Annotated in this window: 11 protein-coding genes and 1 tRNA gene; all 12 read right to left on the bottom strand. The window is 45.4% G+C overall.

What is annotated here, in order from left to right:
- Positions 1-173: 173 nt before the first annotated feature.
- The gene (gene rpoC / locus EYS00_RS02245) at positions 174-4,346 is read right to left on the bottom strand and encodes a DNA-directed RNA polymerase subunit beta' (protein WP_130634941.1); all 4,173 of its coding nucleotides are present in this window, start codon (positions 4,344-4,346) and stop codon (positions 174-176) included.
- An 81-nt stretch (positions 4,347-4,427) separates the two neighbouring features.
- Positions 4,428-8,456 carry a DNA-directed RNA polymerase subunit beta gene (gene rpoB, locus EYS00_RS02240; RefSeq protein WP_130634940.1) on the bottom strand — a complete coding sequence of 1,343 codons (4,029 nt, stop codon included), beginning with the start codon at positions 8,454-8,456 and terminating at the stop codon, positions 4,428-4,430.
- A 291-nt stretch (positions 8,457-8,747) separates the two neighbouring features.
- On the bottom strand, positions 8,748-9,122 hold the full coding sequence (rplL, locus tag EYS00_RS02235; protein ID WP_130634939.1) for a 50S ribosomal protein L7/L12: 375 nt from the start codon (positions 9,120-9,122) through the stop codon (positions 8,748-8,750).
- Positions 9,123-9,179: 57 nt separating this feature from the next.
- Positions 9,180-9,698 (bottom strand): 50S ribosomal protein L10, encoded by a 519-nt coding sequence (gene rplJ / locus EYS00_RS02230; protein ID WP_130634938.1) that lies wholly within the window; start codon positions 9,696-9,698, stop codon positions 9,180-9,182.
- 305 nt (positions 9,699-10,003) lie between these two features.
- The gene (gene rplA / locus EYS00_RS02225; RefSeq protein WP_130634937.1) at positions 10,004-10,699 is read right to left on the bottom strand and encodes a 50S ribosomal protein L1; all 696 of its coding nucleotides are present in this window, start codon (positions 10,697-10,699) and stop codon (positions 10,004-10,006) included.
- Positions 10,700-10,703: 4 nt separating this feature from the next.
- A complete protein-coding gene (gene rplK / locus EYS00_RS02220; RefSeq protein WP_130634936.1) occupies positions 10,704-11,132 on the bottom strand; it encodes a 50S ribosomal protein L11 in 429 nt (142 codons plus the stop codon).
- 159 nt (positions 11,133-11,291) lie between these two features.
- Positions 11,292-11,591 carry a hypothetical protein gene (locus tag EYS00_RS02215; protein ID WP_130634935.1) on the bottom strand — a complete coding sequence of 100 codons (300 nt, stop codon included), beginning with the start codon at positions 11,589-11,591 and terminating at the stop codon, positions 11,292-11,294.
- Between the two features lie 4 nt (positions 11,592-11,595).
- Positions 11,596-12,384: an ABC transporter substrate-binding protein gene (locus EYS00_RS02210; protein ID WP_165399285.1), complete on the bottom strand. Its 789-nt coding sequence runs from the start codon at positions 12,382-12,384 to the stop codon at positions 11,596-11,598.
- Positions 12,385-12,601: 217 nt separating this feature from the next.
- Entirely contained in the window at positions 12,602-13,147 is a 546-nt protein-coding gene (gene nusG, locus EYS00_RS02205) for a transcription termination/antitermination protein NusG (protein WP_130634933.1), read from the bottom strand.
- Between the two features lie 6 nt (positions 13,148-13,153).
- Positions 13,154-13,534 carry a preprotein translocase subunit SecE gene (gene secE, locus EYS00_RS02200; RefSeq protein ID WP_130634932.1) on the bottom strand — a complete coding sequence of 127 codons (381 nt, stop codon included), beginning with the start codon at positions 13,532-13,534 and terminating at the stop codon, positions 13,154-13,156.
- A gap of 60 nt (positions 13,535-13,594) precedes the next feature.
- Positions 13,595-13,671 (bottom strand) — tRNA-Trp (locus EYS00_RS02195).
- Positions 13,672-13,825: 154 nt separating this feature from the next.
- Positions 13,826-15,667, bottom strand: a complete 1,842-nt coding sequence (locus tag EYS00_RS02190) for an ABC transporter ATP-binding protein (protein WP_130634931.1) — start codon at positions 15,665-15,667, stop codon at positions 13,826-13,828.
- Positions 15,668-15,779: the final 112 nt, after the last annotated feature.

Here is a 15,779-nt window from a genome sequence, read left to right as displayed (position 1 = left end):
CCGCGCACCATTTTCAACAGTATTTAATACTCTCAAAAATTGGGTCGCGGAATAGTAATGATCAATGCTGTGCATGTCAAGCTGTACAAAGGTTAAGCAGTTAATATTTATGCTTAATGTAAGCTTGTCTTGCCAATAAGCGCGAGTGCACTGAATGCGCACTCGCCAACTTATTATTCTGCGGTGTCTTCACCAATATCAGCGTTAAGAGCTTCTGTTAATGCTTGCTCAGCTTCAGCCGCTGAAACAGACATTTCTTCAATCTCTTCTTTACGCTTCTGTGCACGACGCTCGTGGTAAGCGAAACCTGTACCCGCTGGAATCAATCGACCAACGATTACGTTTTCTTTCAGACCACGTAAGTCATCTTCTTTACCTTGTACTGCCGCTTCGGTAAGTACACGCGTTGTTTCTTGGAACGACGCTGCAGAGATAAATGACTCAGTCGATAGTGACGCTTTAGTGATACCTAGTAACTGTGTTTCGTACTGGGCAGGGATCTTACCGTGTTTTTCAATTTCACGGTTAGCCACTTTAACGTTAGACACTTCAACTTGCTCACCTTCAAGGAACTGGGTATCACCAGCATGTGTAATGATGCACTTACGTAGCATCTGACGAATAACCACTTCGATGTGCTTATCGTTAATTTTTACACCCTGTAGGCGGTAAACTTCTTGAACTTCGTTCACGATATAGTTAGCAACAGCTGAGATTCCACGTAGGCGAAGAATGTCATGTGGTGACTCTGGACCATCGGCGATAACTTCGCCTTTTTCCACTTTCTCACCTTCAAACACGTTAAGCTGACGCCACTTAGGAATCATCTCTTCGTACGCATCACCTTCTGCAGGTGTGATAACTAGACGCTTCTTACCTTTGGTCTCTTTACCGAAGCCGATAGTACCTGAGATTTCTGCAAGAATTGCAGGCTCTTTAGGCTTACGCGCTTCGAATAGGTCCGCAACGCGCGGTAGACCACCGGTAATATCACGAGTTTTCGAGCTTTCCTGAGGAATACGTGCTAGTACGTCACCTTCATTAGCTACCTTACCTTCAGCCGCTTCAATAGTGGTAAAGCTTGGTAGGCGAATTTCCTGAAGACCGAACTCGTCGCTCTCTAGAATTAGCTTAGGCTCTTTCGCATTAACTTTAGCAAGATCTTTAACAACGATACGCGTTAGACCAGTAAGCTCGTCTTGTTGCATTTCAGTGTTAGAGTCGTCGATGTCAGCAAAGCTAATTTTCGCTGCACGCTCAGTAATAATTGGGTGACTATGCGGATCCCAGTTAGCAACCACGTCGCCAGCTGCAATAGTTGCACCGTCGTCAACGCTAAGTACTGCACCGTAAGGTACTTTATAACGCTCTTTCTCACGACCTTGCTCATCGATAACTGTTAATTCAGTTGAACGAGAAACAATAACCACTTTGTCGTCAGAGTTACGTACGAATTTAGCATTGTGTAGCTTCAAGCTACCCGCAGTTTTAACTTGTACGCTATTTTCTGCTGACGCTCTTGAAGCCGCACCACCGATGTGGAACGTACGCATGGTAAGCTGTGTACCTGGTTCACCGATTGACTGTGCTGCAATAACACCAACCGATTCACCGCTACCCACCATGTGGCCACGTGCAAGGTCACGACCGTAACACTTAGCACAAACACCGAAATCGTTGTCACAAGTGATAACAGAGCGAACCATAACTTGGTCAACTGAGTTAGCTTCAAGCATATCTACTAATGCTTCATCTAGCATTACGTTACGCTCAACAAGTACTTCGTCAGTACCTGGCTTAAGTACGTCTTCAGCAACTACACGTCCTAGAACACGCTCACGTAGCGGCTCAACAACGTCTCCACCTTCGATTAGAGGTGTCATTACAACACCTTCGAATGTGCCACAGTCATCGTTAGTGATAACCAGATCCTGTGCAACGTCTACAAGACGACGAGTTAGATAACCCGAGTTGGCTGTTTTAAGTGCGGTATCCGCTAGACCTTTACGAGCACCGTGAGTTGAGATGAAGTACTGTAGTACGTTCAGACCTTCACGGAAGTTCGCTGTGATTGGCGTTTCGATGATTGAGCCATCTGGCTTAGCCATCAGACCACGCATACCTGCTAGCTGACGAATCTGTGCGGCACTACCACGAGCACCTGAGTCGGCCATCATGTAAACAGAGTTAAATGATTGCTGCTCTTCTTCTTCGCCATCGCGGTTAATCACGATGTCAGTCTTGAGGTTGTCCATCATAGCTTTCGCAACTTTTTCGTTTGCGTTAGACCAGATATCGATAACTTTGTTGTAGCGCTCACCGGCAGTTACAAGACCATTTTGGAACTGTTCCTGAATCTCTATAACTTCCGCTTCTGCTGCTTCGATAATGTCTTTCTTAGCCGCAGGAATTACCATGTCATCGATACCAACAGACGCACCCGCGATCATCGCGTAGTGGAAACCGGTATACATGATTTGGTCAGCAGCGATAACAGTATCTTTCAAACCAAGTGTACGGTAACAAGCGTTAAGCAATTTAGAGATTTGCTTCTTGCCCATTGCTTGGTTGATGATTTCAAACGGTAGACCCTTAGGTAGGATCAACGAGAAAATTGCACGACCGACTGTTGTGTCCGTTAGTGTGACTTTCTCAGTTTTAGTACCGTCTTCTGCAACGTCGTATTCAGTAATACGTACTTTTACACGTGAGTGTAGTTCTGCAGCGCCTGTACGATACGCTTTTTCAGCTTCGTGCGGGCTGGTAAACATCATGCCTTCACCTACACCGTTAACTTTGTCACGAGTAAGGTAGTAAAGACCCAATACAACGTCCTGTGAAGGTACGATAATTGGTTCACCGTTCGCTGGTGAAAGAATGTTGTTCGTTGACATCATTAGTGCACGAGCTTCTAGCTGTGCTTCGATGGTCAACGGAACATGAACCGCCATTTGGTCACCATCGAAGTCGGCGTTGTATGCCGCACACACAAGTGGGTGAAGCTGAATTGCTTTACCTTCGATAAGTGTTGGTTCAAACGCTTGGATACCCAAACGGTGAAGTGTTGGTGCACGGTTAAGCATTACCGGGTGTTCGCGGATAACGTCGTCTAGTACGTCCCATACCTCAGGTGCTTCGCGCTCAACAAGCTTCTTAGCAGCTTTGATTGTTGTCGCTAAGCCGCGACCTTCAAGCTTGCCGTAAATAAATGGTTTGAACAACTCAAGAGCCATCTTCTTAGGAAGACCGCACTGGTGCAAACGCAATGTAGGACCAACGGTAATTACAGAACGGCCTGAGTAGTCAACACGCTTACCAAGAAGGTTTTGACGGAAACGACCTTGCTTACCTTTGATCATGTCAGCAAGGGATTTCAGAGGACGCTTGTTAGAACCAGTGATCGCACGACCACGACGACCGTTATCAAGTAACGCATCTACCGCTTCCTGAAGCATACGCTTTTCGTTGCGTACGATAATATCAGGAGCCGCAAGGTCTAGAAGACGCTTAAGACGGTTGTTACGGTTGATTACACGACGATACAAATCGTTGAGGTCAGACGTTGCAAAACGACCGCCATCTAGTGGTACTAGAGGACGCAAATCTGGTGGCAGTACCGGCAGAACTGTCATGATCATCCACTCTGGCTTATTACCAGACTGTTGGAACGACTCAAGCAACTTAAGACGCTTGGTGATCTTCTTACGCTTTGTTTCAGAGTTGATTGAAGGCAACTCTTCACGCATTGCCGCTACATCAGCGTCAACGTCTAGTACTTTAAGCAAATCGAATACAGCCTCTGCACCCATTTTTGCTTCGAACTCGTCACCGTGCTCTTCTAATGAATCTAGGTATTCTTCTTCAGTAAGAAGTTGGCTGCGCTCAAGGGTAGTCATACCCGGCTCAGTTACAACGTAAGATTCAAAGTACAATACGCGCTCGATGTCACGTAGCGTCATGTCTAGCATCAAACCGATACGAGACGGCAGTGATTTAAGGAACCAAATGTGGGCAACTGGACTCGCCAGTTCGATGTGACCCATACGCTCACGACGTACTTTAGTTAGGGTTACTTCAACACCACATTTTTCACAAATAACACCACGGTGCTTCAGGCGCTTATACTTACCGCAAAGACATTCGTAGTCTTTTACTGGTCCAAAGATACGCGCACAGAACAAGCCGTCACGCTCTGGTTTGAACGTACGGTAGTTAATGGTTTCAGGCTTTTTAACTTCACCATAAGACCATGAACGGATCATGTCAGGTGAAGCAAGACCGATTCGAATATTGTCGAATTCTTCAGTCTTGTTTTGTTGCTTTAGAAACTTTAATAAGTCTTTCACATTACTCTCCCAGCGGAGTCAGTCTCTAGAACCCGGCGCAAGCACCGGGCCATCTCAAGTCAATACGTGGCGATTGCCGTGTTACTTTTCTTCAAGCTCGATGTTGATACCCAACGAGCGAATTTCTTTAAGTAATACGTTAAAGGATTCTGGCATGCCAGGCTCCATTCTGTGGTCGCCATCGACGATGTTCTTGTACATCTTAGTACGGCCGTTAACGTCATCCGACTTAACAGTAAGCATTTCCTGAAGGGTATATGCTGCACCGTATGCTTCAAGTGCCCACACTTCCATCTCACCGAAGCGCTGACCACCGAATTGTGCTTTACCACCCAGCGGCTGCTGTGTAACCAAGCTGTACGAACCGGTAGAACGGGCGTGCATCTTGTCATCAACCAAGTGGTTAAGTTTAAGCATGTACATGTAACCAACCGTAACTGGACGCTCAAACGCGCGACCGGTACGACCGTCGAACAGTGTAATCTGACCGCTTTCTGGAATATCAGCCAGTTTAAGCATTTCTTTAATTTCAGATTCACGAGCACCGTCGAATACAGGTGTTGCAATCGGTACACCTTTACGCAGGTTTTCTGCAAGGCGCTTCACTTCGTGATCAGTGAAGTTATCGATATCAACTTCCTGGTGGTTTTCACCTAGCTCGTATACTTCTTTCAAGAAGCTACGAAGTTTTTGCATTTCTTCGTGCTCTTTAAGCATACGATCAATCTTCACACCTAAACCGTGTGCAGCCATACCCAAGTGCGTTTCTAGGATCTGACCGATGTTCATACGCGACGGTACACCTAGTGGGTTAAGAACGATGTCTACCGGCGTACCGTTTTCATCGTATGGCATGTCTTCTACTGGCTGGATAGTCGAGATAACACCTTTGTTACCGTGACGTCCCGCCATTTTGTCACCCGGTTGGATGTGACGTTTAACAGCTAGGTAAACCTTAACAATCTTAAGTACGCCAGGTGCTAGATCATCACCTTGTGTGATCTTGCGACGCTTACCTTCGAACTTCTTATCGAAGTCGTCTTTGATCTCACCGTGCTGCTCTGCAATCTGGTCTAGCTCAATTTGTGCATCTTCGCTGCTTAGTGCAATTTCAAACCATTTCTCACGAGGCAGGCTATCAAGCTTAGCTTGGTCAACACCTGCGCGTAATAGAGCATTTTGTGCACGAGCAAAGATACCATCTGCAAGGATTTCAAATTCGTCAGTAAGGTCTTTCTTAACCTGACGAAGTTGCATATCTTCGATTTCAAGCGCGCGCTTGTCTTTCTCAACACCATCGCGAGTAAAGACTTGAACGTCGATTACAGTACCGTGAACAGAGTTAGGTACACGTAGAGACGTATCTTTAACGTCAGACGCTTTCTCACCAAAGATTGCTCTCAATAGTTTTTCTTCAGGCGTAAGCTGAGTTTCACCTTTAGGTGTCACTTTACCTACTAAGATATCGCCACCTTTAACTTCTGCACCAATGTAAACAACGCCTGATTCATCAAGCTTGCTCAATGCAGATTCACCCACATTAGGGATATCAGAAGAAATTTCTTCTGGCCCAAGCTTAGTATCACGAGCGATACAGCTTAGTTCTTGAATGTGGATAGTAGTGAAACGGTCTTCTTGAGCTACACGCTCAGAGATAAGGATTGAATCCTCAAAGTTGTAACCATTCCAAGGCATGAACGCGATACGCATGTTCTGACCAAGTGCTAGATCACCCAAGTCAGTTGATGGGCCATCAGCAAGAACGTCACCAGCAACGATTGGATCGCCAACATCACACGTTGGACGTTGGTTGATACACGTGTTTTGGTTAGAACGGGTGTACTTAGTCAGGTTGTAAATGTCGATACCTGCTTCACCTGGAAGCATTTCATCTTCATTCACCTTAATAACGATGCGGCTAGCGTCAACGAAATCTACGGTACCACCACGCTTAGCAACTACGGTAACACCCGAGTCAACGGCGATGGTTCTCTCCATACCAGTACCTACTAGCGGCTTATCAGCGCGTAGCGTTGGTACTGCCTGACGTTGCATGTTCGCACCCATCAATGCACGGTTTGCATCATCGTGTTCTAGGAACGGGATGATGCTTGCAGCGATTGAAACGATCTGCTGTGGTGAAACGTCCATGTACTTGATGTCTTCTTTAGGCATCAAGGTAGTTTCACCGCGGTGACGACATGGAATAAGGTCGTCTAGCAATGCATTAGTTTCAGTAAGAGCTACGTTTGCCTGTGCGATCGCAAACTGACCTTCTTCGATTGCCGATAGGTAATCAATTTCGTCAGTCACTACACCGTCGACGATACGACGGAAAGGTGTTTCAAGGAAACCGAAATCATTGGTGCGCGCGAAGCTAGCCAATGAGTTGATCAAACCGATGTTTGGACCTTCAGGAGTTTCGATTGGACACAAACGACCGTAGTGAGTCGGGTGTACGTCTCGAACTTCAAAGCCTGCACGTTCACGAGTAAGACCACCCGGGCCTAATGCAGAAATACGACGCTTGTGCGTAACTTCTGAAAGCGGGTTGTTTTGGTCCATGAACTGAGACAGCTGAGAAGAACCAAAGAACTCTTTAACAGCTGCCGAAATAGGCTTAGCGTTAATAAGGTCCTGAGGCATTACGTTGTCTAGATCGCCAAGGCTAAGACGCTCTTTAACGGCACGTTCCACACGTACTAGACCAACGCGGAATTGGTTTTCAGCCATTTCGCCCACAGAGCGAATACGACGGTTACCCAAGTGATCGATGTCATCAACTTCATCTTTACCGTCACGGATTTGGATGAGCTGCTTCATTACATCGATGATGTCATCTTTGTCTAGTGTACCAGCACCAAGCTGATCTTCACGGCCAAGACGACGGTTAAATTTCATACGACCTACCGATGACAAGTCATAACGCTCGTCAGAGAAGAATAGGTTGTCGAACAGAGTTTCTGCTGCATCTTTTGTTGGCGGCTCACCAGGACGCATCATACGATAGATCTCAACAAGCGCTTCAAGGCGGTTAGTTGATGAATCAATGCGTACAGTGTCAGAGATGTATGAACCGTGATCTAATTCGTTAATGTATAGCGTCGCAAACTCTTTGATACCTGCTTGGCTTAGTGCCGCCAAGTTTTCAAGTGTCAATTCGTCGTTTGCACTTACGATAACTTCGCCAGTGTCTTCATTAACGTAGGTCGCACCAAATACTCGACCAATCAAATAGTCAGCTGGAACTTCTAGCTCTGTCATTCCTGCTTTATCAAGAGAGCGAGTATGACGTGCAGAAATACGACGACCGCTTTCTACAACAACGTTACCTTCGTTATCTAAGATATCGAACTGAGCCGTTTCACCACGTAGGCGATCTGGCACCATTTCCATCATTAGACGGTCATTGTCGATGCGCACATTAACTTTATCGAAGAAAGTATCAAGGATTTCTTCGGTAGTCATTTCTAGTGCACGTAAGATGATAGTCGCAGGTAATTTACGGCGACGGTCAATACGTACAAATAGGTTATCTTTTGGATCGAACTCAAAATCTAGCCATGAACCACGGTAAGGAATAACACGTGCGTTATAAAGTACCTTACCAGAAGAGTGAGTTTTACCCTTGTCATGATCAAAGAACACACCAGGTGAACGGTGCAACTGAGATACGATAACACGCTCGGTACCATTGATAACGAACGTGCCGTTCTCTGTCATCAATGGGATTTCGCCCATGTACACTTCTTGTTCTTTAATGTCTTTTACGGTACCTGGGGCAGCGTCTTTATCAAATAACACTAACCGTAGTTTTACTCTTAATGGAGCAGAGAAAGTGACACCGCGAATTTGACATTCTTTAACGTCAAACACCGGCTCACCCAGGCGATAGCTTACATACTGAAGCTCTGAATTACCTGAGTAACTTTTGATTGGAAAAACGGAACGAAATGCTGCTTCCAAACCGTATTGAGCTTCCGGATCGGTCTCAATAAACTTTTTGAAAGAATCAAGCTGAATTGAAAGAAGGTATGGAATTTCCAATACCTGTGGGCGTTTGCCAAAATCCTTACGGATACGTTTCTTTTCGCTATAAGAGTAAACCATGGGTTCCTCAGCCTGCTGATTTATGACCCAACCTGCTGTCTAATCCGGCGATTTGCCAGTTTAAACAACAAACTTCCACAACCCTTTTCCGGGCAATTACACCAGCATACAACAAAAATTAACCAATTATTAGTTAACTTCTTGGTTTTATGCTTTTTTGGTGCTCCGGAGAGCGCTTAGAGAGAGTGTAGTAAAGGGTTAAAAACTACACACCTATACAGCGCAAAAAGGCTGGTGGTCTAAAAAACCACCAGCCTTGCCGTTTAAGGCAGGTAATCTGATTAGTTCAGATTACTTGATTTCAACTTCAGCGCCAGCTTCTTCAAGCTGCTTCTTCAGTTCTTCTGCTTCTTCTTTGCTTACGCCTTCTTTGATAGCTTTAGGAGCAGACTCAACTACTTCTTTAGCTTCTTTAAGACCTAGGCCAGTCGCGCCGCGAACTGCTTTGATTACTGCAACTTTGTTGCCACCGAATGAAGTCATAACAACGTCGAATTCAGTCTTTTCTTCTGCAGCTTCGCCAGCAGCAGCAGGACCAGCAGCTACTGCAACAGCAGCAGTCGCTTCAACGCCGAATTTTTCTTCAGCTGCTTCGATTAGCTCAACCAATTCCATAACTGGCATTTCAGCAATCGCGTTCAAGATATCTTCTTTAGTTAGAGCCATTTTCTCTAAACTCCTGGGTTTAAAATGTTAAAAAAATCAATATGCCAAAAACGGGAATTACTTCTCGTCTTTGATCGCCGCCAATACGCGCACAAATTTGGTAGGTACTTCGTTGATTGTTTGAACGAATTTGCCCACCGGTGCTTTGAAGGTTGCAAGTAGTTTTGCAAGTGCTTCGTCGCGAGTAGGAAGTGAAGCAACTGCGTCCAATTTCTCTGGACCAAGTAGACCACTACCAATTGACAATGCTGTAACGTTCAACTTATCGTTTTGCTTTCCGAAGTCTTTGAAAAGACGTGCTGCACCGCCTGGTGCATCGATCGAGAAGCCATAGATAAGCGGGCCAGTTAGCGCGCTGTCTAAGTCTGCAAATTTGCTGTCTGCCAATGCACGTTTAGCTAGTGTGTTACGGATAACCTTAAGGTATACGCCTTGTTCACGAGCTTTAACGCGTAGGTCAGTCAGTTCTGCAACTTCCATCCCACGGTATTCAGCGACGGCAACGGATAGAGCGCGAGACGCAACTTCAGATACTTCTGCTACGATCTCTTTCTTTGCTGCTAAACCTAGTGCCACTGAGTTCACCTCTTTGTATCTGACTTTGTAGGCAGTTACCTGCTTACGCCATCAGGGTTCACAGATTGATACCAACAGTATGAAGGTACCGCTCTACGGTGTTTGTTACCCCAGAGAGTCTGAGTCAAACCACCGTCTGCGCAGGTTGTTCTATTAAGCAGTGTGTTATACGTGAAAGTTCTCTTACCTCTTTCACCACACCGCACCTGCGGTCTTGGACGGGAGTCGCCAATCAGCACTGCTGTTTCGACAACTCCAACCCATAACCTTTACAGAGAAATCGGTTGTTATACCGACAGGGTAAATTAAAGACCTACAGAAGCCTTATCTAGAGATACACCAGCACCCATAGTAGTGCTTAGGCTGATCTTCTTGATATAAGTACCTTTAGCAGAAGAAGGCTTAGCCTTGTTCAATGCGTCAAGTAGCGCTTGAAGGTTTTCTTGAATTTGGTTTGCTTCGAACGCGATCTTACCAATGCTTGCATGGATGATACCGTTCTTGTCATTTCTGTAGCGAACCTGACCAGCTTTTGCGTTCTTAACCGCAGTAGCAACGTCTGGCGTTACAGTACCCGTTTTAGGGTTAGGCATAAGGCCACGTGGACCAAGAATCTGACCTAGTTGACCAACAACGCGCATCGCGTCTGGGCTAGCAACTACTACGTCAAAGTTCATTTCGCCTTTCTTAACTTGCTCAGCTAGGTCTTCCATACCAACGATGTCAGCACCTGCTTCTTTCGCAGCTTCAGCGTTTGCACCTTGAGTGAAAACAGCAACGCGAACTTCTTTACCAGTACCGTTTGGTAGTACAGTTGCACCACGTACGTTTTGGTCAGATTTCTTAGCGTCGATACCAAGGTTTACAGCAACGTCTACACTTTCAGCGAACTTAGCAGTTGCTAGTTCTTTTAGGAGTGCTACTGCTTCGTTGATTTCATACTCTTTAGTCGCATCAACTTTTTCGCGGATTACGCGAGCGCGTTTAGTTAGTTTAGCCATTCGATTAGTCCTCTACGTTCAAGCCCATTGAGCGAGCAGAACCCGCGATAGTGCGTACCGCTGCATCAAGGTCAGCTGCAGTAAGGTCTGGCTCTTTAGTTTTTGCAATCTCTTCCAACTGAGCGCGAGTAACTTTACCCACTTTTTCAGTGTTAGGACGGCCAGAACCACTCTTAATGCCAGCAGCTTTCTTAAGAAGGTAAGATGCAGGAGGAGTTTTGGTTTCGAATGTGAAAGAGCGATCTTCGTAAACAGTGATTTCTACTGGTACTGGAGCGCCTTTCTCAAGGCTATCAGTTTTCGCGTTGAAAGCCTTACAGAATTCCATGATGTTTACACCGTGCTGACCTAGTGCAGGACCAACCGGTGGACTTGGGTTTGCAGCACCCGCTGCAACCTGTAGCTTAATTAAGCCAGTTACTTTTTTAGCCATTTTAATGCTCTCTTTTGGGTCTAACGCCTCGCAAGTAATGAGTTTACCTGCTCGAACGGCTTCCCGTTTCCGTATAAAAGGGCGCGTAGTATATAGGGTGATTAATTGCTATGCAAGTTTGAATATGGTGAAAAAACGATCTTTTTAATTGTGTGCTTTCTACTGTATCAGGAGCAAAGGTGCCGTTAAATTCTGACTAGAGTAAAATACTCTGTTGGCTAACTGACGCGATTTTTCGTCAAACACCATAGACTCGCCAAACAAAGTCATCGGTGAGTAGGTTAATTTATCGCTGATACACCCTAGAGACACTTGATCACATGCGCTAATAGCACTATCTAGCCACAAGGCATTAATAAAACCTTCAAACTGTCCACGCGTGAGCTTTGACTCCTTATTCTGCGCAAGTGCTCTAAACAATCGACACTCGTCGTAATCACAAGAATTTGGATCGGGCACTACCTCAGTAAAAAACCACTTTCGCTGAGTCTGGAATATGCGGTAACACGTGATCACTCGCAGCAAAGGACACGCTCGTATATATAAGATCGGGGTTGTCTGAATACGTTTGATTGATTATCTCAATTAGTGGCTCGTAAGTGCCGATAAATACGACAGCTTCAATATCCGCGGTTTTTAACGCCTCAACGGCTGTAGATACGAACTGACTGTTCCGCTTCACCCGCGTTAGTAAAACTGGCGTTAAGTTATTCGCCGCAAGTTCCCTTTCAAAATATTTGGTAAAACTCAGCCCATAATCATCTGCTTGTAACACTATTCCGATTTTTCGCAGCCCTAACTGATTAATCAAGTAACGAGAGTGAACCTCAGCCTCTTGCTGATAGCTCGCACGTAGGTTAAACACATGTCGTGCCTCTGGCTCTCTGAGAAAGTCAGCTCCCGTAAAAGGGGTGACGAGAAGAATCGGTAAATGGTGAATGTGATTTGCAATAGCTTTAGTAGTTGGTGTGCCAACAAAGTTGAATAGCAGTGTATGTCCCTGCTCCACAAAATATTTGGTATTTAACAGAGCTTGCTCTGGTTCATAACCATCATTTTGAAACTGAAAGTTAACATGACTCGTTGTGGACTGAGAAAAATACAGTTGTGCACCGTTATTCAAATCTTGACCCAGCTTTTGTGCGGGCCCCTGGGTAACATTCGAAACTGCAAGTGTGGGTATTGCATGGTCTGCAAATACACTACCTACATTCAAATAAACCACAAAGACAGCAAACAACAATTTGTGCACAACAACTCCAATAATGACTGCTTTTGCACGCAGCAATAGCTCTCAGTATAGCGAGTAATGATTATCTTACCCGTTACCTAATTGTCCATTATAGTACGTTCACTGCTTTCTGCGGCTAAATATACTTCTCTTTACTATCTAAAAAATTGATATAGAACAGATAAATAGGCACAAAAAAACCTGCCGTAGCAGGTTTTTAAAAAAGGTGAATCGATTGTTAGCCTTTCTCGACTTGACCGAACTCTAGATCTACTGGTGTAGAACGACCAAAGATAAGCACCGACACTTTTACGCGGCTCTTTTCGTAATCGACTTCTTCTACCACACCGTTGAAATCTGCAAACGGACCGTCGATAACGCGAACCACTTCGCCCGGTTCGAACAATGTCTTCGGCTTAGGCTTGTCTACAGACTCTTCAAGACGATTCAAGATAGCATCAGCTTCTTTTTGCGTAATTGGCATAGGACGGTCAGATGTACCGCCAATGAAGCCCAATACACGAGGAACGCTCTTCACTAAGTGCCATGAGTCTTCATTCATGTCCATTTCTACCAAAACATAACCTGGGTAGAACTTGCGCTCAGATTTACGCTTTTGACCCGCACGCATTTCAACGACTTCTTCGGTAGGTACTAGTACCTGACCAAAATGTTCTTCCATGTTGTGCATCTTGATGTATTCAAGCAGGGTCTTTTTTACTCGTGACTCGTACTGTGAGTAGGCTTGTACCACGTACCATCTTTTTTTGCTTTCTTCAGACATACGCTTTTATGCTCCTATACTCATAACAAAGCCAACAACGCGAACAATAATGCCATCCAATCCCCAAAGGATCAGTGCCATTACTAGTGTAGCTGCTAATACGATAAGCGTTGTTTGATTCGCTTCTTGACGTGTTGGCCAAATAACCTTACGTACTTCGATACGCGATTCTTTAGCAAAACTTAAAAATGCAGCACCTTTCTCAGTAGTGGCTGCAATAAAGCCCGCAACTACAACAGTAACCACCGCGGCAATAGCACGGTAAAGCACTGATACGTCATTGCCGTACATTGAATTAGCAGTAACGATTCCTGCTAACAATGCAAAAACCACTACCCATTTCAACATGTCCAATGGGTTGGACTGATTTTCCGTTTTTTCGCTCATGTCACGATCCTAGCACTACAACGTCAGTAAAACTCACGCTTGCTACGTAAGTTAGTAATTTGGCAGGGGTGGAGGGACTCGAACCCCCAACCATCGGTTTTGGAGACCGCTGTTCTACCAATTCGAACTACACCCCTTTGGCGTTTTTCAACAAATTTTATTTACACTACCCTTGGGAATATTGCTGCTTTTCGTTGGAAAGTGCGGTATCGCAAGGGAGGGACGCGTATTATACTTAACCACTAACAAGTTACAAGGGGTTTATTTATCACGCGTCGTCTGCCTGTCCCGCTACTCTAGCCCAATAAACCCACCGGTTTGATGCGCCCAAAGCTTGGCATAAATCCCGTTGTAGGCAATGAGTTCACTATGCGTACCTTCTTCAACGATTTGGCCTTTGTCTAACACAAGCAAACGATCCATCTGAGCAATTGTTGAAAGCCTGTGAGCAATGGCGAGTACGGTTTTGCCTTGCATTACAGTATCAAGGCAAGTTTGAATAGCAGCTTCTACCTCAGAATCCAGAGCGGATGTGGCTTCGTCCAGTACCAGTACGGGTGCATCTTTTAATAACACACGAGCAATGGCTATGCGTTGGCGCTGACCACCTGAAAGTTTTACCCCTCGCTCACCCACGTGAGCATCGTACCCAGTGCGTCCCTTACTATCTGTCAATGACTGAATGAATTCATGGGCTTCGGCTTGTTTAGCCGCCCGAATCATATCTGCTTCTGACGCGTCCGTTCTACCGTAAAGAATGTTATCTCGCACAGAGCGATGCATCAGCGCAGTATCTTGCGTAACCATACTGATATTCGCTCTTAGGCTTTCTTGTGCAACTTCATCAATCTTACGCCCGTCAATTGATATGCTTCCATGCTGAATGTCGTAAAAACGCATTAAAAGATTAACTAAGGTTGATTTGCCCGCCCCTGAACGTCCCACGAGTCCGACTTTTTCACCCGCTTTGATACTTACATTCAGCTTATCAAACACCTTGATGGGTAGATTGTTCGCCCCTGCATAGGAAAAGTCCACCTTGTCAAAGGAAATTGCACCTTTAGATACGTTCACGGACGGCGCTTCAGGACGATCTTTTACCGAGATGGGCTTGGCTAGTGTGTTCATACCATCTTGCACGGTTCCCAGATTTTCGAACAACCCCGACACTTCCCACATGATCCAATGAGACATGCCGTTTAAACGCAAACAAAGACTAATTGCTATGGCGATATCGCCAGGAGAAATACTGTTTTGCAGCCATAGGTAGATAGACATAGCACCCACAGCAAATATTAAGATTGCATTCGCCATCTCTACACAAAATTCGAGTACAGTCACCAATCGCATTTGCGGGTAAACCGTCTTTAAAAATCCGTCCATGCTCTCTTTGGCATAATCGGCTTCCCGTCTGCTATGTGAGAATAGCTTTACTGTGGTGATATTGGTGTAGCTATCGACAATACGTCCCGTCATCAATGATCTGGCATCGGCTTGCTTCTGCGATACCTCTTTGAGCTTTGGCACAAGCACCCGCAGGATGCCTAAATAAACAAACAACCAAATCACTAATGGCATAGCCAAGCGCCAATCTGTACTCATGACAAGTACAACCACAGAGATAAAGTACACACTCACGTATACCAATAGGTCTAGTACTTTAGTGACTGTCTCTCGAACAGATAGCGCGGTTTGCATAACCTTGGTCGCGACCCTACCTGCGAATTCATTGTGGAAGAAGGCTAGACTTTGCCCTAGCAAATAGCGATGGGCCTGCCAACGAATACGCATTGGGTAGTTACCCATGAGGGACTGACGGGAGAATAACGAACGCAGCAGTACAAAGAGTGGAATAAACACGACTACCGTTAGGCCCATGCCGATGAGTGTCCACTTGTTTTCACTCAAAAAATCTTCTCGATTATATTGAGCGAACAAATCCACCAGTTCACCCAAAAAACCGAAAAGCGCGACTTCTAGAATGGCTACCGTTGCGCTAAGCAACGAAACAGTCAGAATGACTCCCCACATGCCCTCTGTGTAATACTTACAGAAGGCAACGATACCCGTGGGTGGTTGCGCTGGCTTTTTATCTGGAAAGGGTTGGGTGAGCTTTTCGAAAAAGGAAAACATGTATATCTCGTGTTGCCTGAGCTTAACTGCATTTTGGCAATATTCTACACGAATAAATGACAAGCATATGAGTAAGCACTAGATTTATTCGTTAAGTCCCCAAGTGGCTGCG

It is taken from the genome of Alteromonas sp. KUL49 (assembly GCF_006538345.1).
Lineage (GTDB): Bacteria > Pseudomonadota > Gammaproteobacteria > Enterobacterales > Alteromonadaceae > Alteromonas.
This window is presented reverse-complemented; position numbering and strand designations above follow the sequence as displayed.